This is a genomic window from Sphingomonas sp. (assembly GCF_031361285.1).
In the GTDB taxonomy this organism is placed as follows: domain Bacteria; phylum Pseudomonadota; class Alphaproteobacteria; order Sphingomonadales; family Sphingomonadaceae; genus Sphingomicrobium.
Genome location: NZ_JANMCO010000148.1, coordinates 1 through 21,506, shown reverse-complemented (window position 1 = coordinate 21,506; position 21,506 = coordinate 1). Strand labels below are relative to the sequence as shown.

At 64.3% G+C, this 21,506-nt stretch carries 24 protein-coding genes; 12 read left to right on the top strand and 12 right to left on the bottom strand.

Annotated features, from left to right (window positions below):
• A complete protein-coding gene (locus RMO25_RS12155; protein WP_309662865.1) occupies positions 1–1,068 on the bottom strand; it encodes a L,D-transpeptidase family protein in 1,068 nt (355 codons plus the stop codon).
• A gap of 128 nt (positions 1,069–1,196) precedes the next feature.
• Here RMO25_RS12155 and RMO25_RS12150 point away from each other — a divergent pair, with 128 nt between their 5' ends.
• The gene (locus tag RMO25_RS12150) at positions 1,197–3,212 is read left to right on the top strand and encodes a S9 family peptidase (protein ID WP_309662864.1); all 2,016 of its coding nucleotides are present in this window, start codon (positions 1,197–1,199) and stop codon (positions 3,210–3,212) included.
• On the opposite strand, the gene thiE is transcribed toward RMO25_RS12150, so the two are convergent.
• Positions 3,213–3,878, bottom strand: coding sequence for a thiamine phosphate synthase (thiE, locus tag RMO25_RS12145; RefSeq protein WP_309662878.1), 666 nt, complete (start codon positions 3,876–3,878; stop codon positions 3,213–3,215).
• 35 nt (positions 3,879–3,913) lie between these two features.
• On the opposite strand from thiE, the gene RMO25_RS12140 reads away from it, so the two are divergent.
• Positions 3,914–4,276, top strand: a complete 363-nt coding sequence (locus RMO25_RS12140) for a hypothetical protein (protein ID WP_309662863.1) — start codon at positions 3,914–3,916, stop codon at positions 4,274–4,276.
• A 2-nt stretch (positions 4,277–4,278) separates the two neighbouring features.
• Here RMO25_RS12140 and RMO25_RS12135 read toward each other — a convergent pair whose 3' ends face one another.
• Genes RMO25_RS12135 through tkt form a run of 4 tightly spaced genes read right to left on the bottom strand, consistent with a single transcriptional unit; the run spans position 4,279 to position 9,333 of the window.
• Entirely contained in the window at positions 4,279–5,172 is an 894-nt protein-coding gene (locus RMO25_RS12135) for a fructose bisphosphate aldolase (RefSeq protein WP_309662862.1), read from the bottom strand.
• An 8-nt stretch (positions 5,173–5,180) separates the two neighbouring features.
• Entirely contained in the window at positions 5,181–6,386 is a 1,206-nt protein-coding gene (locus RMO25_RS12130; RefSeq protein WP_309662861.1) for a phosphoglycerate kinase, read from the bottom strand.
• A gap of 5 nt (positions 6,387–6,391) precedes the next feature.
• Positions 6,392–7,396: a type I glyceraldehyde-3-phosphate dehydrogenase gene (gene gap / locus RMO25_RS12125; RefSeq protein WP_309662860.1), complete on the bottom strand. Its 1,005-nt coding sequence runs from the start codon at positions 7,394–7,396 to the stop codon at positions 6,392–6,394.
• On the bottom strand, positions 7,393–9,333 hold the full coding sequence (tkt, locus tag RMO25_RS12120; protein ID WP_405051886.1) for a transketolase: 1,941 nt from the start codon (positions 9,331–9,333) through the stop codon (positions 7,393–7,395). Before tkt ends, gap begins: the two co-directional genes overlap by 4 nt.
• Positions 9,334–9,509: 176 nt before the next feature.
• Between tkt and RMO25_RS12115 the strand changes: the two genes are divergently transcribed.
• The 10 genes from RMO25_RS12115 (at position 9,510) to RMO25_RS12070 (ending at position 14,378) form a co-directional block, all read left to right on the top strand.
• On the top strand, positions 9,510–9,707 hold the full coding sequence (locus tag RMO25_RS12115) for a hypothetical protein (RefSeq protein WP_309662858.1): 198 nt from the start codon (positions 9,510–9,512) through the stop codon (positions 9,705–9,707).
• Positions 9,700–10,017 carry a cell division protein ZapA gene (locus RMO25_RS12110; RefSeq protein ID WP_309662857.1) on the top strand — a complete coding sequence of 106 codons (318 nt, stop codon included), beginning with the start codon at positions 9,700–9,702 and terminating at the stop codon, positions 10,015–10,017. Before RMO25_RS12115 ends, RMO25_RS12110 begins: the two co-directional genes overlap by 8 nt.
• 131 nt (positions 10,018–10,148) lie before the next feature.
• A complete protein-coding gene (locus RMO25_RS12105; protein ID WP_309662856.1) occupies positions 10,149–10,766 on the top strand; it encodes a 5-formyltetrahydrofolate cyclo-ligase in 618 nt (205 codons plus the stop codon).
• A gap of 46 nt (positions 10,767–10,812) precedes the next feature.
• Positions 10,813–11,112 (top strand): type II toxin-antitoxin system RelE/ParE family toxin, encoded by a 300-nt coding sequence (locus RMO25_RS12100; RefSeq protein WP_309662855.1) that lies wholly within the window; start codon positions 10,813–10,815, stop codon positions 11,110–11,112.
• 12 nt (positions 11,113–11,124) lie between these two features.
• A complete protein-coding gene (locus tag RMO25_RS12095; protein WP_309662854.1) occupies positions 11,125–11,418 on the top strand; it encodes an addiction module antidote protein in 294 nt (97 codons plus the stop codon).
• 18 nt (positions 11,419–11,436) lie between these two features.
• On the top strand, positions 11,437–12,123 hold the full coding sequence (locus RMO25_RS12090) for a hypothetical protein (RefSeq protein WP_309662853.1): 687 nt from the start codon (positions 11,437–11,439) through the stop codon (positions 12,121–12,123).
• 204 nt (positions 12,124–12,327) lie between these two features.
• Entirely contained in the window at positions 12,328–12,531 is a 204-nt protein-coding gene (locus tag RMO25_RS12085) for a hypothetical protein (protein WP_309662852.1), read from the top strand.
• Complete coding sequence (locus RMO25_RS12080; protein ID WP_309662851.1) at positions 12,528–12,953, top strand: hypothetical protein; 426 nt, start codon at positions 12,528–12,530, stop codon at positions 12,951–12,953. Before RMO25_RS12085 ends, RMO25_RS12080 begins: the two co-directional genes overlap by 4 nt.
• 86 nt (positions 12,954–13,039) lie before the next feature.
• Positions 13,040–13,276, top strand: a complete 237-nt coding sequence (locus tag RMO25_RS12075; RefSeq protein WP_309662850.1) for a DUF2842 domain-containing protein — start codon at positions 13,040–13,042, stop codon at positions 13,274–13,276.
• A gap of 49 nt (positions 13,277–13,325) precedes the next feature.
• The gene (locus RMO25_RS12070) at positions 13,326–14,378 is read left to right on the top strand and encodes a cell wall hydrolase (protein WP_309662849.1); all 1,053 of its coding nucleotides are present in this window, start codon (positions 13,326–13,328) and stop codon (positions 14,376–14,378) included.
• A gap of 13 nt (positions 14,379–14,391) precedes the next feature.
• On the opposite strand, the gene RMO25_RS12065 is transcribed toward RMO25_RS12070, so the two are convergent.
• From RMO25_RS12065 to RMO25_RS12040, 6 genes are all read right to left on the bottom strand, one after another.
• Positions 14,392–15,753, bottom strand: coding sequence for an O-antigen ligase family protein (locus RMO25_RS12065; protein ID WP_309662848.1), 1,362 nt, complete (start codon positions 15,751–15,753; stop codon positions 14,392–14,394).
• The gene (locus tag RMO25_RS12060; protein ID WP_309662847.1) at positions 15,750–16,931 is read right to left on the bottom strand and encodes a hypothetical protein; all 1,182 of its coding nucleotides are present in this window, start codon (positions 16,929–16,931) and stop codon (positions 15,750–15,752) included. Before RMO25_RS12060 ends, RMO25_RS12065 begins: the two co-directional genes overlap by 4 nt.
• 11 nt (positions 16,932–16,942) lie before the next feature.
• Complete coding sequence (locus tag RMO25_RS12055) at positions 16,943–19,141, bottom strand: polysaccharide biosynthesis tyrosine autokinase (protein WP_309662846.1); 2,199 nt, start codon at positions 19,139–19,141, stop codon at positions 16,943–16,945.
• Positions 19,142–19,182: 41 nt separating this feature from the next.
• Entirely contained in the window at positions 19,183–19,914 is a 732-nt protein-coding gene (locus RMO25_RS12050; protein WP_309662845.1) for a polysaccharide biosynthesis/export family protein, read from the bottom strand.
• Between the two features lie 38 nt (positions 19,915–19,952).
• Positions 19,953–20,789, bottom strand: a complete 837-nt coding sequence (locus tag RMO25_RS12045) for a metallophosphoesterase (protein ID WP_309662844.1) — start codon at positions 20,787–20,789, stop codon at positions 19,953–19,955.
• Between the two features lie 178 nt (positions 20,790–20,967).
• Positions 20,968–21,506 (bottom strand): glycosyltransferase (locus RMO25_RS12040; RefSeq protein WP_309662843.1); only part of this gene is annotated, 539 nt, incomplete at its 5' end.

The window sequence follows — 21,506 nt, the reverse complement described above, 5'->3', positions numbered from 1 at the left end:
CTATTCCTCGAACTTCGCCGCGAAGCCCGGCTTCATCATCCGCGCCAGCCGCATCACATCCCAATTGGTCATGCGGATGCAGCCGTGGCTTTCGGCGCGGCCGATAGTCTCCGGGTTGGGCGTACCGTGGATCCCGTAATGCTCCTTGGTGAGGTCGAGCCAGGCGACTCCGACCGGTCCGTTGGGCCCGGCGGGCAGCATATGCTCGGTCGCGGTATCCTTGGCATCCCAGAACAAATTGGGCTGGTAGTGGAACGGTGGCAGGAACGCATAGGTCGTCACCTTCCAGTCACCGACCGGCAGCGGATCATGGGTCGAGCCCATCGTCACCGGGAATTGCGCGACCAGCTTGTCGTCGGCGTCGAGCACCTTCAACACGCCGGCGCTCTTGTCGACCAGGATCGACTTGCCCGCGGGCTGACGGGCATCGACGTTGAGCAGGTTCATCACCGTCGCGCCCTTGCCCGGGACGCCGGCATAATCGCGCGAGGTCGGGACCACGTTGGGCAGCAGCAGCGTCTGGCCGGGGCCGATAAGGGCTTGCGGGCTGTTGAGCGCAACCACCGTCGCGGGGGTCGTGTGATAGCGCTCGGCAACCTTTTCGAGCATGTTGCGATAGCCAAGAAACGGCAGCTTTTCCTGCAACGCCGGGTCCTTGGGCAGCGGGAAGATGTAAGTGCTGTGGACATCGTCGGGGCCCAGCTTGACCTTGATGGTCGCCGGCCGCGCGCCTTGCAACAACGCTTGCCGCGTCGGTCCATCGAGCGTGCCGTTGGTGCCGAGCCCGCGCGATTCCTGGAAGCCGGTGATGGCCTGGGTCAGCGACATGCCTTTCTTGCCGTCGATCACGCCCGGCGAGAAACCCGCCGCCTCCAGCAATACCTGCGCATGAAAAATCTCGCCGATGATCGGTGAACCTTTGGTGCCCGGCGGTGCGAAGGTCTTGTCCGCCATCGGCACCGATGGCGTGGGCGCGGAAACGGCCTTGGGTCCGCTTTGGGCCAGCGCAATGGCGGCACTCGCCGCACACAGACTCCCAAGCACGACGCGCGATGATTTGGAAAACACGCAACTCTCCTGATGCAAATATGGTTTGCCACTGAACGTTGCGAGGCCGGACTAGTTTCCATCGCCGGTTGCTCGGGCCTAGCCCCGCGAGCAAACTTCGGCTTATCAGGGGTCCAGGGGGAATCATTATGCGCGCATGGAACTTGGTTACACTGGCCGGAACCGCGGCCCTGGCGTCGGCATCGCCGGCCGCCGCGAGGCCGCTGGCCCTCGATGATCTGGCGAACCTTCGCGAAGTCGAAAGCCCCGCGATCGACCCCACCGGCAGCTGGGTCGCCTACAGCGTTGGCTCAATCGACACCAAGGCCGACAAGAGCTTCAGCCACATCTGGATGACCTCGTGGGACGGTACCCGCAGCGTCCAGCTGACCAATCGCGCCAAGGAAAGCGAAAGCACGCCGCGGTGGAGCCCCGACGGGCGTTTTCTCGCCTTCGTCTCGTCGCGCGACGACAAGCACGACAACGACCAATTGTGGTTGCTCGATCGCACCGGCGGTGAAGCCCGGCCATTGACCAGGCTCGACGGCAGCGTGGTCGATTATGCCTGGTCGCCCAACAGCCGGGAGATTGTCCTCGTCGTGCTCGATCCCGATCCAGATGCCGACCCGGATGACGCCGCGAAATCGGACGATGACAAAAAGCCGCCCAAGCCGATCGTCATCGACCGCTTCCAGTTCAAGCGCGACATCGACGGTTATTTGCGCGACCGGCGCCAACGGCTGGTCATGTTCGACATGGCGACGGGCAAGACACGCCGGCTGACGGACGGCGCGTTCGATGAATATCTCCCGGCCTGGTCGCCCGACGGCAGCCGCCTCGCCTTCGTCAGCAATCGCGACAAGGATCCGGACCGTTCGTATAATTACGACCTGTGGGTCGTGCCGGCGTCGGCCAAGGGTGAGGCACCGGCGCGCCTGACGACTTACCCTGGCTACGACAATGAACCCGACACCGAAAGCTATCCGGCGTGGAGCCCCGACGGGCGCAGCATCGCTTACCTCCAGGGCGGCCCGGTCGAGCTGTTTTCCTATGGCGTTCACCAACTCGCATTGGTCCCCGCATCCGGGGGAACGCCGCGCATCCTCACTCCCGGCCTCGACCGCAACGTTGGCAAGCCGATGTGGTCGGCCGACGGCCGGTCGTTGCGGTTCATCGTCGAGGACGACAAGACTCAGTGGCTGGGCAGCGTTGGCGTGGCCGGCGGACCGATCAAACGTCTCGCCGGTGGCCGGGCGGTCATCAATACGATCGACCAGGCGAAAGCCAAGCAAGTCGCATTGATCACCGATCCGTCCCATCCACCGGAAGTCTTTGCCATCGAAGGCACAACGCTGCGTCCGCTGTCGCACCAAAACGCCTGGCTGGCCGATGTTCAGCTCGCGCCGGTCGACGATACCAGTTTCAAAAGCCGCGACGGAACCGAAGTCCACGGCTTCCTGCTGCGCCCGGTCGGCGGCACAACTGGCCGCGCGCCAACCATCCTGCGCCTCCATGGCGGCCCGCAGTCGCAATTCGATTACGGCTTCAGCTTCGAATGGCAGCTGCTCGCCGCGAACGGTTATGCAGTGGTCGCCGCCAACCCGCGCGGCGGCACCGGGCGCGGCCAGGACTATGCCAAGGCGCTCTATGCCGATTGGGGCGGCGTCGCGGTGCCCGACGTGCTGGGCGCGGTCGACGACGCCGTCGCCCGCGGCATCGCCGACCCCAATCGCCTCGGCGTTGGCGGCTGGAGCTATGGCGGGATGCTGACCAACTACGTGATCGCCAGCGACCCACGGTTCAAGGCGGCGACCAGCGGCGCCAGCATTTCCAACATCTTCGCCGGCTACGGCACCGACCAATATATTCGCGACTATGAGATCGAGCTCGGCAAGCCGTGGGAGCATCTCGATGTGTGGATGAAGAACAGCTACCCGTTCTACCATGTCGACAAGATCGTCACGCCGACGCTGTTCCTCGCCGGCGATAAGGATTTCAACGTCCCGTTGCTCAATTCCGAGCAGATGTACCAGGCGTTGAAAAGCCGCGGCGTCGATACCGAGCTAATCATCTATCCCGGTCAGTTTCATGGCATCAAGCGGCCCAGCTTCGTCCGCGACCGCTATGAGCGCTACCTCGCCTGGTACGCGAAATATTTGAAGTAATTAGGGGTTAAGCGCCGCCTCGAAACGGGCGACGCCCGCACCCGGATCGTCGGCGCCCCACACCGCCTGACAGACGGCGATGAAATCCGCCCCGGCGTCGATCAGTGGCGGCGCATTGTCGGGCGTGATGCCGCCGATCGCAACGCACGGGATTTCGAAGATCGACGCCCACCAGCTCAGGATCGACGGCGGCGGTCGATAGGGGCTCGGCTTGGTGGTGGTCGGATAGAACGCCCCGAAGGCGACATAATCGGCGCCCGCCTCGCCCGCTTCCATCGCCAAATGCCGGCTGTCGTGGCAGGTGCGGCCGATCTGCGCCGCCGGGCCGAGTAGCGCCCGCGCCTCGCGCACGTCGCCGTCCGACTGGCCGAGGTGGACGCCGTCGGCACCCAATCGCTTGGCCAGCGCCATGCTGTCGTTGACGATGAACGCGGTGTCATGGTCGGCGCAGATCCGCTGCAGCGGCTCGGCCAGCCGCGCCAGCTCATGTTCGTCAACGTCCTTCACCCGCAGCTGGAACGCCGCGACCGGCCCCGCGTCCAGCGCGGCTCTTAACCGTTCGGGAAACGCGCCGGTGACCTCCTGCGGCGAAATCAGGTACAACTTGCACGCCTCGGTCCGCTTCGGCGGCGGCAGGATCGCGATCTCTTCGGGCTCGTCGTTCATGGCGCGCTCATTAGCCGAGCCGCAGCACATCACCAATGAAGCCATCGCTCCTCCTTGCCGTGTTCGCGCTCACCGCCTGCACATCCGTTGTCGCCGCGCCAACAGGGCCGGCCGGCTTCGGCCAGGTCACGGTGGTGCAGAACCTGCGGGTCCGTCCGCTGGCGCTGCTCGAAGACAGCCGCTGCCCCGCCTCGGTCCAGTGCGTCTGGGCCGGGCAAGTCCGCATCCGCGCAGAAATCATGTCGAGGAGCAGCCGCGAAGTCCGCGTAATGACGCTCGGCAAGCCGATCGCGGTCGGCGGTGGCCAATTGACCCTGGTTGACGCAGCGCCACCCAAATCGGCGCCGGGAACCACCGACTCTCGGCAATACCGGTTCACGTTCCGCTTCGAGCGCTAACGTCACACTTTCGCGGTCGACGCCTCGTAAATTTCGTCGATCGCCGTGCCCAGCGCGCGGTCGAATTCCGCATCGCTTTGCTGGTGGCGAAGATCGGACAGCAATGCGCGGCTAAAGCTGGCGATTATGCCCGGATTGCGGGCCAGCTGGCGGCACGCTTCATCGCGCGGGAAGCCGCCCGATAAAGCAACCACTCGCAGCACCTTGGGGTGATCGACCAGGGGATCGAACAGACCCGATTCGGCCGGGAGCGACAGCTTGAGCATGACTTGCTGGCCCTCGGGAATCTCGTTCAGCTCCGCGAGGATTCCGGCCAGCAGCAAGCGATCGTTGGCGGCGCGATCGGCGCTCTTGATGTTCACCTCGGGCTCGATGATCGGCATCATGCCGTGGCCCAGGACTTGGCGAGCCACCTGAAACTGCTGGGCCAGGAGCACCGCGATCCCGGCCGCATTGGCGGCGTTGATGACCGACCGCTCTTTGGTGCCGAAGACGCCGAGGCCCCTGGCGCGATCGAGCAAGGCGTCGAGCGCGGGCATCGGCTTCATCATCTGGACGCCATTCTCTTCGCCCTCGAGGCCCTTGTCGATCTTGATGAACGGCACGACCCCGAGCTCGATCAGCGCCTGCGGCGTCGGTTTGCCCGCGACCGTGCCGTCCATGGTTCGCTCGAACAGGATGGCGCCGATGACCTTGCCGCCACCAAAGCAGGGCGAGGTAATGATCCGCTCACGCATCTGGTGGATGAGATCGAACATCGCCTCATCGTTCGACCAGGCGTCGTCCGCGATGCCATAACCATTGAGCGCCTTGGGCGTCGACCCGCCACTCTGGTCGAGCGCGGCGATGAAGCCTTGGCCGGCTTTGATTTTTTGGGTCATTTCCGACGGGTTCATAGTGCCACCTATTGTTGTTCGAGCGCCGCGACGCCGGGCAGCGTGCGGCCTTCCAGCCATTCGAGAAACGCCCCGCCGGCCACCGAGACGAAAGTGAAATCCCTGGCGACGCCGGCGTGATTGAGAGCCGCGACGGTGTCCCCGCCCCCGGCGACCGAGACCAGGCTGCCTTCCTTGGTCAAGGCTGCCGCGGTCTTCGCCAGCGCCACCGTCGCGGCATCGAACGGCGGCGTCTCAAACGCACCCAGCGGGCCGTTCCAGACCAAAGTGCGGCAGGTCTTGAGGACGTCGGCAAACGCCTCGACCGCGTCGGGACCGACATCGAGGATCATTTCGTCGGCGGCGATTGCGTGGACGTTCACAATGCGCAAGCTCGGTGGAATGGCGGTGAATTCCTTCGCCACGACAACGTCGTACGGCAAATGGATGGTGCAATTCGCGGCCTCGGCCTGGTCGAAAATCGCGTTGGCTTCACCGGTCAGCTCATGCTCGCACAAGGACTTGCCGACATTGACGCCGCGCGCGGCGAGGAAGGTGTTGGCCATGCCGCCGCCGATGATCAGATGATCGACCTTGGCGAGGAGGTGGGAGAGCACGGCAAGTTTGCTTGAAACCTTGGCGCCCCCAACCACCGCAGCGACGGGCGATTGCGGGTTTTCCAGCGCTTTTTCAAGCGCTTCCAGTTCTGCTTGCATCGCCCGGCCAGCGAAGCTCGGCAGCAAATGCGCGATGCCCTCGGTCGACGCGTGCGCCCGATGCGCGGCCGAGAATGCGTCGTTGACGTAATAATCACCGAGCGCTGCCATCGCCTTGGCCAGCGTCGGATCGTTACTCTCCTCGCCGGCATGGAAGCGGGTGTTCTCGAGGATGGCGATCGACCCCGGCGTCATGGTCGTCACCGCCCGTTCCGCCTCGGGGCCCTGGCAATCCTCGATAAACCGCACCGGCCGCCCGCTCAGCTCGCTCAACGGCCGGACCAGCAAAGCGAGGCTCATGTCGGGCCGGTTCTGCCCCTTGGGCCGGCCGAAATGCGACAGCAACAGGACGATCGCGCCGCGGTCGCTCAACTCGGCAATCGTCGGCACCGCGCTGCGCAATCGCGTATCGTCGCTGATCGCCCCGTCCAGCATCGGCACATTGAAATCGACCCGGACGAGCACGCGCTTGCCCTTGAGCTCCTGCGGCAAATCGTCGAGGGTCTTGAAGCTGAACATGCCGGTTAAAGCTTGGCCATCGCCATCGCCGTGTCGACCATGCGGTTCGAAAAGCCCCATTCATTGTCGTACCAGCTGACGACCCGAACCAATTTGCCCTCGATCACCGCGGTCTCAAGGCTGTCGATGGTCGAGCTTTGCGGGGTGTGGACGATATCGACCGAGACCAGAGGCTCGTCCGAATAAACCAAGACGCCCTTCAGCGGTCCGCTCTCCGACGCCGCTTTCAGGATCGCATTGACCTCGTCACGCGTGGTGTCGCGTCCGGGTGTGAAAGTGAGGTCGATCAAGCTGCCGTCGGGCACCGGCACCCGGATCGCCGATCCGTCGAGCTTGCCCTTCAGTTCGGGCAGCACCTCGCCGACCGCGCGCGCAGCGCCAGTGGTGGTCGGGATCATCGACATCGCCGCCGCCCGGGCGCGGCGCAAATCAGGATGGATCTGGTCGAGGATCTTCTGGTCGTTGGTGTAGGCATGAACGGTGGTCATCAACCCGCGCTCGATGCCAATGCTGTCATTCAAGACCTTCGCCACCGGTGCCAGGCAATTGGTCGTGCACGAAGCGTTCGACACGATTTTGTGGTCCGCCGTCAGCGCATCATGATTGACGCCATAGACCACCGTAATGTCGGCCCCTTTCGCCGGCGCGGAGATGAGCACCCGCTTGGCGCCGGCGTCGATGTGTTTCTGCCCGCCCTCGCGATCGGCGAAAAAGCCGGTGCATTCGAGCACCAGTTCGATGCCGTTGGCCCGGTGCGGCAGATTCGCCGGATCGCGCTCGGCGGTGACCTTGATGTGCTTGCCGTCGACAATTAGGTCGCCCCCATCGGCGGTGACTGTCCCGGGATATTTGCCGTGGACGCTGTCGCGCGAGAACAGCCAGGCATTGGATTTGGCGTCGGCGAGATCGTTGATCGTCACCAGGTCTAGTCCGCAATCGGGCCGTTCCAATATGGCCCGAGCGACCAATCGCCCGATGCGGCCAAAGCCGTTGATGGCCACTTTCGTCATAGCATCTTCCTTTTGGTCAACAGCGCGACCACGCGCGGCGCAATCGCGTCGGGGGTCAGGCCAAATTTTTCATAGAGGTCGGCGGCGGGGGCCGAGGCGCCGAACCGGTCGATGCCGATCCGCAAGCCGTGCAGCCCGGTATAGCGCTCCCAGCCGAACGTTGTCCCGGCCTCGATCGAGACCCGCAGGATCTTGGTGTTCGACACGTCTGGCAGGATATCCTCGCGATAGTCCGCGTCCTGGGCGTCAAAGCGCTCGGTCGACGGCATCGAGACAATGTCGGCACCGATCCCTTGCGCTTCAAGCTTGTCGCCGACGGCGAGCGCGATTTCGACTTCGGAGCCGGTGGCGATCAGGATCACCTTGCGGGTGGCCGCCGCTTTTCTCAGCCGATAGGCGCCGCGGGCGCACAGGTTCCTGGCCGACGCCTTGGTCCGCACTGGCGCCAGATTTTGCCGCGACAGCGCCAGCACGCTCGGCCCATCGGTTTCGAGCGCAGCCGCCCAGCATTCGGCGGTCTCGACCGCGTCCGCTGGGCGATAGACTTCGAGTTGGGGCATCGCCCGCAGGCTTTGTAGCTGCTCGATCGGCTGATGCGTCGGCCCATCTTCGCCGAGCCCAATCGAATCGTGGGTCATCACGTAGATGACCCGGGCGTTCTGCAGCGCCGACAGGCGGATCGCCGGGCGGCAATAATCGGAGAAGATCAGGAAGGTGCCGCCGTAGGGGACCACCCCGCCGTGCAGCGCCATGCCGTTCATCGCCGCCGCCATGCCGAATTCGCGGATGCCGTAATAAATGTAGCGCCCGGCATAGTTTTCGGCGGTCAGCGGCTCCTGGTTCTTGGTCTTGGTATTGTTGGAACCGGTGAGGTCGGCCGAGCCGCCGATGGTGGCCGGGATCGCCGCGTTGATCGCCTCCAGCGCCATTTCGGATGCTTTGCGCGTCGCCACCGTCGGCGGCTTGGCGATCAGCGCATCGACATGCGGTTTGAGCCAGCGGTCGTCGATCTTGCCGGCGATGCGGGCTAGGAATTCGGTCTTCTTCTTGCTGGCATCCAAACGCCGGTGCCATTCGGCCCGGTCAACACTGCCGCGCTGCCCAGCCGCGTGCCAGCCCTTGGCGACGTCGGTGGGAATCTCGAACGGCGGATAGTCCCAGCCGAGTTCCTTGCGCGCGGCCTCGACTTCGTCCTTGCCCAGCGCCGCGCCGTGGGTGGCCGCCGTGCCCTGCTTGTTGGGCGCGCCGTAGCCGATGATGGTCTTGCAGCGGATCAGGGTCGGCCGCTCGTCGGCGACGGCTTCGTCGAGTGCGCGGCTGACCTTGCCGGCGTCGAGGCCATCGCATTCGACCGTATGCCAGCCGCCGGCCGCATAGCGCGCCAGCACATCTTCGTTGCGCGACAAATCGGTCGACCCGTCGATGGTGATGCGGTTGTCATCCCACATCACGATCAGCCGTCCGAGCTTCAAATGCCCGGCGAGGCCGACCGCTTCATGGTTGATGCCTTCCATCAGGCAGCCGTCGCCGGCGATGACGAACGTCCGGTGATCGACCAGATCGTCGCCATAAATCGCATTGAGGTGGCGCACGGCGATCGCCATTCCGACCGCCATGGCCAGCCCCTGCCCCAGCGGCCCGGTGGTCGCTTCGACCCCCGCCAGCTCATAATTCTCCGGATGGCCGGCGCACGGGCTGCCGAGTTGTCGGAAGCACTTGATGTCGTCAATCGTCGGACGTTCGTACCCGGTTAGATGGAGCAACGCGTAGAGCAGCATCGAACCATGGCCGGCCGACAGCACGAAGCGGTCGCGGTCGGGCCAATGTGGGTCGGCGGGGTCGTATTTCAAATGCCGCGTGAACAAGGCCGTGGCCGCGTCGGCCATGCCCATCGGCATGCCCGGATGCCCGCTATTGGCGGCTTCGACGGCATCCATCGCCAAGGCGCGAATGGCGTTGGCAAGTCGGCGTTGGGTCGGCTGCAATCCTGCGCTCCATCGGCGGGTTCGGCCGCGCACCGGGTTGGGCGGGGCCGATGGCATGGCCCTTTGGGCGGTGAGCCGTTGGGCGTCAATGCTTGCCCGCAGAGCGCATCTTGCGTAGCGAGAAACGCATGGACGATGGCGTGGACGATGATGGCCTGTTGGGCGCTTTGGCACGGGCCGAACGCGCGCTTGGCCGGATCGAGCGGTCGTTTGCCGCCCGCACGCACCAGGCTCAGGGGCGTGAACAAGCGCTCCGCTCCAAGGTCCGCGAAGCCGTCGCCGAGCTCGATCAGCTGATTCGGTCGACCGGAGACAATCATGGCTGAAGTCGACCTGACCATCGCCGGGCGCCCGTACCGCGTCGCTTGCCGCGACGGCGAAGAAGATAGTTTGCGCGACGCGGCGGCGCTGGTCGATGCCAAGAGCCGTGAAGCGCTGGCCGGTCTCGGCACCATGTCGGAGGCGCGCCAATTATTGTTCGCGTCGCTGTTGCTGGCCGACCAACTGGTCGATCAGCGGCCCCTGCCCGCCGAACCCGCGCCGCCCGATCCGCTGCTGGCCGAAAGCGTGCAGGCCCTCGCCGCCCGCCTCGAAGCGCTCGCGGTGGCCCTTGAGAGCGAGGGGCAAAGCGCCTAGATAGTAGCCGACGGGTACTGCCCGGTACGTGGCCTTTGAATATCCCTGAGGCTATCTACTTTCCACGGGAGCTGTCCCTGGTTGGACCCTGGTCCGGCACATATGGTTCCCACCTGACGTTTGTGGCGTCAGTGGATTTCCGGCAAACGGCCATGGTGGTCCCGTCACCTCCCTTCCCCGAACTCACCAAGGCAAGGCTGCGCCGCGCCGCGATCGACGCGCGCAAAGCCTATGTCGCGACCTTGAGTGATGCCGACCGCGCCTTGCTCGAACGCCGGCTGGCCGAGCATCTGACGTCGCTGTGCGCCGGGGCCAAGGTGGTCGCCGGCTATGCACCCTTGGGCAGCGAGATCAGTCCCCGGCTGGCGATTGAAGAAGCCCGGGCGGTGGGCGCGATCGTCGCCTTCCCCGCCTTCGGCAATCCCGCCGAGCCCTTCCGCTTCCTGGCCGGCGACCCATCGGCTGGCGGCCCGTTCGGGATTCTCCAGCCCAGGCCAGGCGCGCCGCCGGTCGAGCCGGACCTGATCCTGGTACCCTTGATCGCCGTCGACGGCCGCGGCACGCGTTTGGGCCGCGGCAAGGGCCACTATGACCGCGTGCTGACGCCCTTAAGGCGCAAAGGCGCCCGGCTGATCGGCGTCGGCTGGACTCTCCAGCGAATCACCGACGAAATCCCCCGCGACCCCTGGGACGTCCCCATGGACGGCTTCGCCTCACCCGAAGGAGTCGAGTGGTTTGGACAGAAATGAAGCATATAGTTGACATCAACGCGGCTGAAGCATATATGCTTCACCTGTGACCTACTTGGTTGCCTTCACCGAGGCGTTCGAGAAATTCCTCGGCTCGCTGAAGGATCCGGTGGCGTCGCGCGCGATCCGCACCCGGGTCGTGCGCTTCGAGGCAGGCCTGTTCGGCGACGTAAAGCCGGTTGGCGGCAAGGTCATGGAGGCCCGTGTGGACGTGGGGCCCGGTTACCGGCTCTACTATACCATCAAGGGCCGTGAGATGGTTGTGCTGCTGCTTGGCGGAGACAAAAAGCGGCAGCAGGCTGACATTGAGGCGGCGAAGGCCCTTGCGGCGGGCTTGGCCAAATGAGCAGGTGTTATCATGGGCACGAGCATTAAAACGGTCGATACCGCGACCCTTTTTGAGACGGACGTAGACCAAATCCACCTTCTGCGTGACGCGCTCGCCAGCGGCGACGCCAACTACATCGCTCACGCCATCGGCGTCGTCGCCCGAGCGCGGGGACTATCCGAAATGGAGCGGGAAACCGGCATCAAGCGACAAACCCTGCACAAGGCTCTCAGCACCAAGGGCAATCCGACGCTCGAGACGCTGCTGCCGGTGCTCAAGGCCCTCAACTTGCGACTGGACGTGAGGGAGTTGGCGGCGGCCTAGTTGCGGCAGCAATATCTCATGACAAAACCATCCTACCCAAAAACCAATCAAGAGAAGGCCAACCTTTACCTCCACACTATGGTCGAGGTCAAAGAGCGGCTGCATGTCATAAGGACAATCTTGGCACTCCCCATCGCACCGCTATTCGTCCAAGAACTTAGCTATCTCCAGCTCCGATATATCTGCGAACTGATCGCCATTGCGTGCCTCGCGGCACAAGGTGACTATGAAACCCTGAAAGCATTCACCGAGTCCTACAGGCCGCCGGAAATCTTCAAGAAGCTCCGCGAACTGTATCCAAACTTTTTCCCCGAATGCGCCGAGCGCATCATCACGTTCGAGGACGGCAGACGCCACCATCACGTTAAACGGGGCCACAAACCCGACGCTTATGTCGAAAGCGACGTAACGAAGCTCTGGCAAATATCGGGCGACCACCTGCATCGCGCATCAGTCTCGAAATACCTGCGGACGACTTTCACAAACCAAGCGCCGGACCTAACGGGCATCAAAGCCCACCTTCATGGGCTCGTCCACCTATTGCAAACGCACCTCATCCCGATCCAGAAAAACCCCGATGAAGACGTGCTGTTGCTGATTGAGATGGGCTCGCATGATCAGCCGGCGCGAATGCTATTTGTGCATCTCAATAAGGAAGACAGCACTACGGTGATCGAGGAATATACAGCGGCCCTTCAGCGATAACTTCGCCGGCAACGCCGGATCGCATTAGCCCGTCAATCATAATCGTGGCTGTGTCGCCTAATCGGTTATAAATTTTGCGACAGTCAACAAACTCCTCCCTATCTCATGACAAAACAATTCACCTCTCGTGTTTCAATCACCTCTGTCCTACAGCTAACCATATAGGCTATAGCGAGTCGCTCTGCGTTGTGACGAGAATTGACCATGACCGAAGCCACCCCTCCTTCCGACGCCCTCGCCGGCTTGAACGCCTCCGATGACGAACCCGACGATCCCGACGCCGGCATCACCTTCACCCGCGCCTCCGCGCTCGGCGGCGGGGCTGGTCGGCGAAGCGGCAGCGCGAATTCATCGCCATCCTGTCGCGCTGCGGCAGCGTGGCGCGGTCGGCGCGGGCGGTCGGCATGAGCCCGCGCAGCGCCTATCGGTTGCTCGACGCGCCCGGCGGCGACGGCTTCGCTTTGGCCTGGGACCAGGCGATTGACGAAGGCATTGAACGGATGCGCGCCGACGCGCTTGAGCGGGCGCTGGGCGGCGCTTTCGTCCCCGTCTTCCGCCGCGGCAAGATCGTCCGGGTCGAGCACCGCCGCTGCGACCGGCTGGCCATCGCCTTGCTCGCGGGCAAGGATCGCTCGGTCGACGATTACCGGCGCAACGCGGTCTCGCGCCGCAAGTATCGCCAGGACATGGCGGCGCTCGACGCCGAGCGGGAAGCGCGGCGCCTCGCAGCCGAGGCCGTGTGGGCGCAGCATCAGGTGATCCTCGACCGGATCGAGGCCGATCGCCTCGCCCGCCGCCCGGCGCTCGAACCCCGCGTCCGGCGCCTCTAAAGTCACGAAAATGGCGCTCTTGTGCATGACAATTGTGAACTTAGACCTGTCCCGGGCGGGTCGAGGGGGCCATAGCTCCGGGCTGCATGAGCACCCCCCAACCTTCCTTCCGCAAAGGCGCGGGCATCTTGATCATCCTGGCGCTGATCCTCATTTGGGCGGCGCTGGTCGCCAGCCTGGCACCGATCGTCGGGCAATGGCCCATTGTCGTTCAGGGCGCGTTCTATTTGGTTATGGGATTGGTCTGGATCGTGCCGCTCAAGCCGCTGATCCGCTGGACGGAGACCGGGTTGTGGCGCGCCCCTGCCAAAGCGGACAATTGAACTCACTGTCTTATTAAGGTATAACACTGACTCGACAATGGCCGACGTATTGACCCTTTCACCCGCCAGGCTGTGGCGCGACGTGCCGCGCGAGACTCTGGTGCTCGGCGCGATTGCTGTCACCGCGTCCGCCGCGCTTGCGGGAACAGCGATTTCGACGCCGAGCCTGTCGGACCTCGGCATCAGCGCCGCGACCATTGCCGAGGCGCCGCCGACGCCGCCGCCGCTGTTGGTCCGGCCATTGGCGCCCGAGGCCGCGCTGTCGATCAACCGCACCATCCCGCTCGCGGCGACGCCCAATCCGGTCGCCCGTCCCTTCGCGTGGCGCGGCGCCGATTTGGCCGCCCGGGCACGGGCGCTCGATTGCCTGACCAGCGCGGTTTATTATGAAGCCGGCAGCGAACCCGCCGATGGCCAGAGAGCGGTCGCGCAAGTGGTCCTGAACCGGGTCCGCCACCCGGCCTTTCCGGGCAGCGTGTGCGGCGTCGTCTATCAGGGATCGACACGCGCCACCGGCTGCCAGTTCACTTTCACTTGCGACGGCTCGCTCGCCCGCCGGCCGAGCACCGACGGCTGGGTCCGCGCGCGGACCATCGCCGCGGCGGCATTAGCCGGCGCGGTCTATGCCCCGGCTGGTTACGCAACGCATTACCACGCGGATTACGTCGTGCCCTATTGGGCCTCGAGCCTGGCCAAGAACGCCGTCGTCGGCGCGCACATCTTCTATCGCTGGGCGGGCGGCTGGGGCCAACCGGCGGCGTTCATCAAGGGCTACGCCGGCCATGAGCCCAACAGCCAGGCGCTGCGCGCCGCGGCGATGGCCGCGGCAGCGTCGCGGCCCCTGATCACCCAGGCAATCGCCGCGATTCCGGGCGCCGAAATCAAATTGGTACCCGGCGGCCGGCTATCGGTCCGCTTCAAGGTCGCGGCGCGGAAAGCCGCCGATGAAGCACCGCATTATGCCTATGTCGACAAATTCAAAGCCTCGGACAATTTGCGCTGGTCGTTGAGCGGCGGCGCGCCCGAGGCCAGCCAGGCCCCGCTTGGCCGTGCATCAACGGCGGTCGCCGCCGGCGGGGGTTCGGGCGCGTCTTTGCGCTAAGCCGGACGCCGCTTCAGATCTTCTCGTGGCGCGTGGTCGGCCACAGGTCATTGCCTTGCTGAACGGGCGGTCGTGGCCGGGCCATGAGGGCGAGGGACGCGGCCATGATCGTGCTCAGCGCCGCGGTGCGAAGCGGATAATCGACCAGGCTATGAACCAGGATCGCCCCGGAAGCGATCAACCCAGCCAGCGCATAGCGGTCGCGCGCCGCCGCGCGCCAGATCGGCACCGACCGGCGCCCCCACCACAGCAGGAAGGCGCCGACCAGGAGAATGCCGGGAATGCCGGTCTCCAGCGCAATTTCCAGATAGTCATTATGGGCATGATTGACGAAGGTCGGCGTGACCGCGGCGGCGTCTTCATAGGTCGGGTACACCTGGTCAAACGATCCGACGCCCGTACCCAGCACGATGTTGTCCTTGATCGCCGGGATGGTCGTCGACCACATCGCCTGGCGCGATTCGAACGAGGTCGCGTTCGAGGCCACGAACTGGTTGTTGAGCGGCGTCAAATAGACCAGCAGAACGGCCGCGATCGCGAGCATCGCCACGGCGGTCAGCGGTCCGCGCAGCTTCATGCCGTGGGGCAACAGCATGGTCGCGCTGGTCATCACCACGGCCGGGCCGAGCAGCAGAACCGCCAGCGAACCATTGAGGAAAATCCCGACCAGCAGCACCAGGACCCCGGCAATGGCGACCAGAAATACCGCCGATCCGGCTTTCTGATTCTTGGCCTGCTGGCGCAGGTTGGCGATGAATGCGAACAGGAACGGGATGCTGATCGCCAGCAGGGTCGCCATATGGTTACTGTTGGCGAAGAAGCCGGTCGCGAACCCGTAATTGGTGATGCTGTAGAGATACCATGGCGAATCGTTCGGGCCGCTGCCGCCGACTTGCAACGTCCCGAGCAGCACCGCGGCCAAGGCGCCCAGCAGGATGGCCAGCGCCAGCCAGCTTGCCCGATAGGCCCCCGCGACCAACATTCCGGTCAGCACCGCCAACGGCGGCAACAGCGTCAGCACCGTGGCCGCGGTGTCATAAGGCGTGAGCGAAATCGGCAGGTTTGGCTGGACCTGTCCAAGCATGCGATAACCATCGGCGATCTGTTCGCGCGCCGGCAGCGCCGACCACATCGCCGGCGGCAGCGGGATGAGCTGCACGAGGGAGATCAGGACGGTCAGGCCGGCGATGATGAACAACGCCTTCGCCGGTCCCGATAGCGACAGGCGATCTTTGGCCAGCAGGCTCCAACCGATGATCGCAATCGCCACGAGCTGCAGCGCGGCGACGCCCCATACCCCCTGCACACTGCCGCCCAACCCGATGCACAGCAGAATATAGGACGGGATCACAGCGGAGCGGATGGCCTGCGTCATCCGCCGGACGCCTTCGTCAGGCGAAGCTTGCCGACCGAAAAGTCCTGCGATTGCGGGAAGTCCCCGGCCAGGCCCGTAAGCTGCAGGCTTTGCGCGGCGCAGCCGGCGGGAACCGTAAAGCTGACCGCCAGCGGGCCCTTCCTGGCGACGGGAAGGCTGAACAGCGAACCCTTGCCGGGTAGGCAAGTTAGCGACCAGGCGATTTCCGTGCCCTCCCCCGGTGGGTCGGAAATCTCCATGCTCAACCGGTAGCGGCCCGGCGCCAGCAGCAGCAGCTGCCCGGCCAGGGTCACGTCCTCGCGACCATAATAAATCACTTGCAATCGATCGCCGGCGGCGGGCTCGACGACTCCACCGGCCGTAGCGAATTTCCAATTGAACGGCGGCGGCGCGGGCGATTTTGCGAAGCCCGGGTTGAACAGCATTCCGGGGCCGACATTGACCCCGGTCACCAGCCGCCAAATCGCATAAGCGCTGGCATAGTCGCCCTTATCGACCAGATTGCTGATCAGCTTTGCCTGCCACTCCGCGGTCGCTGGGTCGGCGTCGCTGCTCCGCCTCCCCCACAAAGCCAGGGTAAGTTTGGCATTCCGTGGGTCGTTGGCGAGCGCGCTCAGCACCACCGGCTCCAGGGTCGGCGACGACTGGAACAAGTGGCGCAGCTGGGGCACCGCGCCGGGCGTTCGCGCAAAATTCGCCAGTGCCGGCCCGAACCCGGCCATGCCTTGGGGAAACAATTGGGATAGTACCGCAATCTCGGACAGGGCCTGGCTAGTCCGGCCACTGCGAAGATAGCGATCGGCGAGGAAATAGCGGGCCGCCACCGACCGCGGATCGCGGGCTTGGGCGGCGATGAACAACTGCTCGGCCCGCGCCTGGTTGTGTTGCACCTGGGCCAGCGCGCCCTTGATCAGGAACGGCTCCGGAGCCAGCGGCGACTTGCTGGCGATTTGGTCGACTTGTGTGAGGATCGCCGGGGTCAGCGACTGGCCGTGCGCGGCCCGCACGCCAATCTCGCCCATGGTGCGATCGGTCAGGACGGCGGGATGGGAAGGCCACAAGCGCATGGCGAGCGTGGCCCGGCTCATATCGTCGGTAACGGCCGCCGTTCGAATAACCTGAACCGCCAGACCGCCGCCGATGACGACGATCAGGATTGCTCGCGCGATCAGAGGCATGCGCGGCAAAATCAGGCTTCGGCCTGCTGCGGGATAAGGATGATCTGATTGCGCTGCTCGCCCACCGCCGTGTACTGGTAGAGCCGATACCCGTAGTGGCTCGCTTCCTCGGCCGATTTGGTCAGCGTTACGCCGACGATATGGGCGCCGGCGGCTTCGATCCGCTCGGCGGCCTCGCGAGCCCCCCGCGTCCGCGTCTTACCGCTTTCGACGATCAGCATGGCATTGCGGCAAGCGGAGGCGAGGAGCGAGGCGTCCGCCAGCCCAAGCACTGGTGGTCCGTCGATGATGACCATATCGAACTGGGCGCTTGCGTCGGCAACGATCTGCTTGATCCGCGGCGTCGAGAGGAGATCGGCGGGATTGGGCGGAATTGGGCCACACGGCAGCAGCCACAGATTTTCATGCTGAGTGCTGATGATGTGATCGCCGATCGGCTCGTCGTTGGTCAGCAGCTTGGTCAGCCCCTTCACCTTGGACGCGGACTTGAATGCCGGCCGGCGCAAGTCGGCGTCGATCAGCAGGACGGTCGCGCCGCGTCGCGCGTGATTTTGCGCCAGCGCCAGCGCCGAAGAGGATTTTCCTTCCGACGCGCGGCTGCTGGTCACCAGCAGGGTCTTGGGAGCGCCAGTGGCCGTGCTGAATCGCAACGCGGCCAGCACCGCCGAATAGGCTTCCGACAGTGGCGTCGTGGGATCGCCGAGGTCTTCGACGACCGAGCCCTTGCCGCGGCGTTTCGGAATCGCGCCAAGGCACGCGAGACCGAGCTTGCTCCGGACGTCTTCGCGCGTCTTGATGGTGTCGTTGAGAACTTCCAGCCCAATGGCGGTGACGACCCCGCCGAGCAGCCCGAGCGCCAGGCCGACCATTAGATTGAAGATCAAATTGGGCTTGAACGGACTGCCCGGAACATCGGCCCGATCGACGATCGAGACCGGCGTCGTTCCAACCCCGCCAGCTACACCGATCTCCTTGTAGCGTTGCAGCAACGCGTCATAGAGGCCGCGGTTGGTGTCTACTTCTCGCTGCAAGATATTATACTGGATGCTGCGCCCGCGAAGATCGAGCACGGCGCCTTTCAATTGCGCGACCCGGCTTTGCAGCGCACCCTCGGCGGACGCGGCCGCGCGATAATCGGCCAGCAAGGCGCCAACCCGACCCCCAGCGACCTGGGATCCTTCGCGGGATATCTGGCGGTTGAGCTCGTCGATCCGCGAGCGCAGGCTGAGCATGTCGGGATGATCGGGCTTCATCAGGGTGCGCTTGTCCTGATACTCCGCCTCCAGCGCGGCCTTGGCCTGGCGTAACCCTTGCGTGTCGGTAACACCCGCCGACGCCCCGGTGAGCTGCGCGTTGCGATAGGCCCCTTCGGCATCGACCCGTTTCGCCGTCGCCGCCGCCAATGCCCCGTTCAACGCAATCAGCGACGCGCCCTGAAGCGAACCGGCGTCGTTCCCGGGCTCACCGGGCTGGTTGGTACTGGTATTGATGATGCCTTGCTGCTGGGCGTAGGCAACGATTTGCTTTTCCGAGCGCTCGAGATCGCGCCGGGTTTTGGCGATTTGCTGTTGCAGAAAATTCCGTGCGTAGGTCGAAGCCTCGAACCGCCGTTGCAATCCGGAGCTGATAAAGTTTTCCGCGACTCCGTTGGCGATCTCGGCGGCGAGCTGCGGTGATTCCGAAACATAGTTGAACTTGATCAGCTGCCCGTCTTCGGGGGCCTGGACCTTGAGGCCTCTCGCGACTTTGCCGGTCGCGACCTTCAGTCGGCTCGCCGCATCACCCTTGGTCCCGGCAAAATCGGGATTCGACGCAAGGTTGAGATCCTGCGCCACCCGCTCGGCAAGCGTCCGGCTGGACAGCAGCCCGACCTGCGTCGCGACAAAATCGAACAAGCTCGGCGCCGAGCTGGCTTCGTGATTCTTTTCGTCAAGAATTTCGACAGTCGGTGGATTTACCTCGAGCGTCACTTCGGCGCGGTAAAGCGGCCGGGTCAGCAAGGTGACGACGATGGCGGCGGCAATACCAAGCGCAACCGCGCCGAGGATCAGCCAGCGCCACTCAGCGGCGATCCGGAACAGGCTGGCGAGGTCGAACGGTCCCGCGCCATTGCCGGTCTCATCCCAATAGGGTGACAATTCGCCGCGCTGCGGACGCGGCTGCCCGATCGTGGTGCGGTTACCCGGCTGCAAGGCAATTTCAGTGGCCACGCAATTTCATTCCTATTCGCTGGTTATCGCCGGCCGCTATTTCAGAACGGCCGGAAGATCGAGAGGATCGGAAGATTGTTCATGATCTGTTTCTGCAGGGCTTTGTTCGACGATCCGTCGACGATCACGATATCGCCCGGGAAAACCGGCGGATCTTCGGCTTTGCCCCGCCGAACGTCGACCAGATCGAACGCCGCAGCCTGCCGCTTACCCTGGATCGTGCGGAAAATCGCCACCCGGTGGGCATTGGCTTCGGGCGAGCTGCCGCCGGCCAGCGCAATGGCCTGCATCAGGGTCACCGAACCGCCGATCGGATAAGAACCAGACTTGTTGACCGCGCCATCGACGGTCACGCTTTGCCGCGTGGAAGCCTTGACGCCAACGCTGACGTCCGGGTTCTGGAGGTAGCGCTCGCCAAGCTTTTCCGTCAGCCTTTTGTCGAGTTCGGCGGTAGTCAGCTCGACCGCGCTGACCTCCCCGATCAAAGGCATTGAAATCTGCCCGGTCAAATCGACATCGAAGTCACCGGACAGGTCCGGCATCTTGAACACCTTGATGGTCAGCGTGTCGAGCGGGGCGATTTTGTAGCCTGATTCGAGCGGCGCGATCGTCGGCGCGTCGGGAGCGGACAGCGCGCCCGCATAGGGAATCGGGCCGCCGCGGGTGTCCGCGCAGCCGGCCACCGCCACCAGGGCCGCGACCATCAATGCACACAGTGCCGCCCGACGGGGCAGCCCGGCAAGACGACCCGCTGGATCGGATTCTTCACTCACTGCAACGCTCCTTTTGACTGGAATGCAGTCGACAAAGCCTAACGCCCGACATTTGTATTTGCCACCATTGCGGGTTCAATCGACATCGGCGGCTCGGCGACACGTCCCGGCCCGGTCTGGAGGAACCATCGTTCCTCACCCTCGAGGCCCATAGCAGTCAGTACCCCGGTTCGATACGCTCCTGTATCGATTCCGACGCGATTGGTGCGGACATCAACCTCGCCGGATATGGTGTGGCCGTGCACGACAATAAAACCATGGTCGGCGTCATTGTCGAGGAACGGCCTGCGGATCCAGCGTAAGTCCGCCTGCGTCTGTTCGGACAGCGGGACGCCCGGCCGCACCCCGGCGTGGACGAACACATAAGCGCCGATCTGAAACGTGTCGACGAACCCCTGGAGGAACCTCTGGTGGCTGTCGGGAATCTTCTGGCGAAGATGCGCGACCGCTTGCTCGGCATCCATCTGTTTGAGCGCGGTAGAGCTGATCCCATAGCTCTTGGCGCATTCCGCGCCGCCAAAACTCAACCAGTCGCGCAGGTACCGGCTTTCACCGCGGATCAAGCGCAGCAATACTTCTTCGTGATTGCCGGTCAGGAAGACCGTGCGGAGGCCGTCTCGGTAATACGTCCGAAGCCGTTCGACCACGTCGGCCGACGCCGGGCCGCGGTCAATCAGGTCGCCGAGAAAGACGATGATGTTCTGGGCCGGCCGGCGCCCGTCGATATCCGCCTCGATCCGCGACAAGGTGTCGTTGAGCAAGTCCAGGCGGCCATGAATGTCGCCAACCGCATAGACGCGATAGCCAGCCGGCAGGCTCGGCTCGGCGGCGGCGGAACCCGTGCCTTGCGGGAAAAGAGTGCGAAGGAAGTCCATGGTTTAGCTAAAAGTCCGAAAAGAGGGGACAAGTTGCACGCGTAACTAATAATTGGTCAATCGGACCCCCGCGCATCGAGATATTTTGCGACTATTCGGCTGCCATCTTCCATTGCGCCTCGACAGCCCAAGCATCTTGAGCATGGCGGCGGCAAGCAACTTCGCCAAGGGACCTCACTTAACCGGTCGACACCGGTGCGGACGCGGCTGCCGACCTGTCAGCACTTTCGCGCTGGGGCATGATACCGGCGCCCGCCAACGCCCTGATATACGCATCGTGCACCAGGACCTGACTGAACTGCCGTTCCATTTTCAAGCGACCCGCCGCCCCCATGCCCCGTCGCTCCTCCGGCGGCAATTGCATCATCCTCGTCATCGCGGCGGCCAGAGACTGGACTGAGCGAGGTGCGCAAAGAAACCCCGTTTGCCCATCATCGACGGCTTCCCGGCAGCCGATCGAATCGGTCGTTATGATCGGCTTGCCCATTGCCGCCGCTTCTAACAGCGCACGGGGCACGCCCTCGCGATAATATGACGGCAAGACAACGCAGTCCGCCGCGGCAAGGACAGGCCGAACGTCCGCTGTAACCCCAAGATATTCAATCAGGGCCTGGTCCTGCCAGCGAGCGAGCTGGTCGGGCGAGACCGACGCCGGATCTGCCGCGTCGACAAATCCCAGCATTTGAAATCGTGCCTCGCCGCCGCCGTCGGCGCGGA

Excerpts from the sequence above, each read along its gene's own strand:
- RMO25_RS12150 (WP_309662864.1), top strand. The coding sequence starts at position 1,197 with ATGCGCGCATGGAACTTGGTTACACTGGCCGGAACCGCGGCCCTGGCG.
- thiE (WP_309662878.1), bottom strand. The coding sequence starts at position 3,878 with ATGAACGACGAGCCCGAAGAGATCGCGATCCTGCCGCCGCCGAAGCGG.
- RMO25_RS12140 (WP_309662863.1), top strand. The coding sequence starts at position 3,914 with ATGAAGCCATCGCTCCTCCTTGCCGTGTTCGCGCTCACCGCCTGCACA.
- RMO25_RS12135 (WP_309662862.1), bottom strand. The coding sequence starts at position 5,172 with ATGAACCCGTCGGAAATGACCCAAAAAATCAAAGCCGGCCAAGGCTTC.
- RMO25_RS12130 (WP_309662861.1), bottom strand. The coding sequence starts at position 6,386 with ATGTTCAGCTTCAAGACCCTCGACGATTTGCCGCAGGAGCTCAAGGGC.
- gap (WP_309662860.1), bottom strand. The coding sequence starts at position 7,396 with ATGACGAAAGTGGCCATCAACGGCTTTGGCCGCATCGGGCGATTGGTC.
- tkt (WP_405051886.1), bottom strand. The coding sequence starts at position 9,333 with ATGGATGCCGTCGAAGCCGCCAATAGCGGGCATCCGGGCATGCCGATG.
- RMO25_RS12115 (WP_309662858.1), top strand. The coding sequence starts at position 9,510 with ATGGACGATGGCGTGGACGATGATGGCCTGTTGGGCGCTTTGGCACGG.
- RMO25_RS12110 (WP_309662857.1), top strand. The coding sequence starts at position 9,700 with ATGGCTGAAGTCGACCTGACCATCGCCGGGCGCCCGTACCGCGTCGCT.
- RMO25_RS12095 (WP_309662854.1), top strand. The coding sequence starts at position 11,125 with ATGGGCACGAGCATTAAAACGGTCGATACCGCGACCCTTTTTGAGACG.
- RMO25_RS12090 (WP_309662853.1), top strand. The coding sequence starts at position 11,437 with ATGACAAAACCATCCTACCCAAAAACCAATCAAGAGAAGGCCAACCTT.
- RMO25_RS12085 (WP_309662852.1), top strand. The coding sequence starts at position 12,328 with ATGACCGAAGCCACCCCTCCTTCCGACGCCCTCGCCGGCTTGAACGCC.
- RMO25_RS12080 (WP_309662851.1), top strand. The coding sequence starts at position 12,528 with ATGAGCCCGCGCAGCGCCTATCGGTTGCTCGACGCGCCCGGCGGCGAC.
- RMO25_RS12075 (WP_309662850.1), top strand. The coding sequence starts at position 13,040 with ATGAGCACCCCCCAACCTTCCTTCCGCAAAGGCGCGGGCATCTTGATC.
- RMO25_RS12065 (WP_309662848.1), bottom strand. The coding sequence starts at position 15,753 with ATGACGCAGGCCATCCGCTCCGCTGTGATCCCGTCCTATATTCTGCTG.
- RMO25_RS12060 (WP_309662847.1), bottom strand. The coding sequence starts at position 16,931 with ATGCCTCTGATCGCGCGAGCAATCCTGATCGTCGTCATCGGCGGCGGT.
- RMO25_RS12045 (WP_309662844.1), bottom strand. The coding sequence starts at position 20,789 with ATGGACTTCCTTCGCACTCTTTTCCCGCAAGGCACGGGTTCCGCCGCC.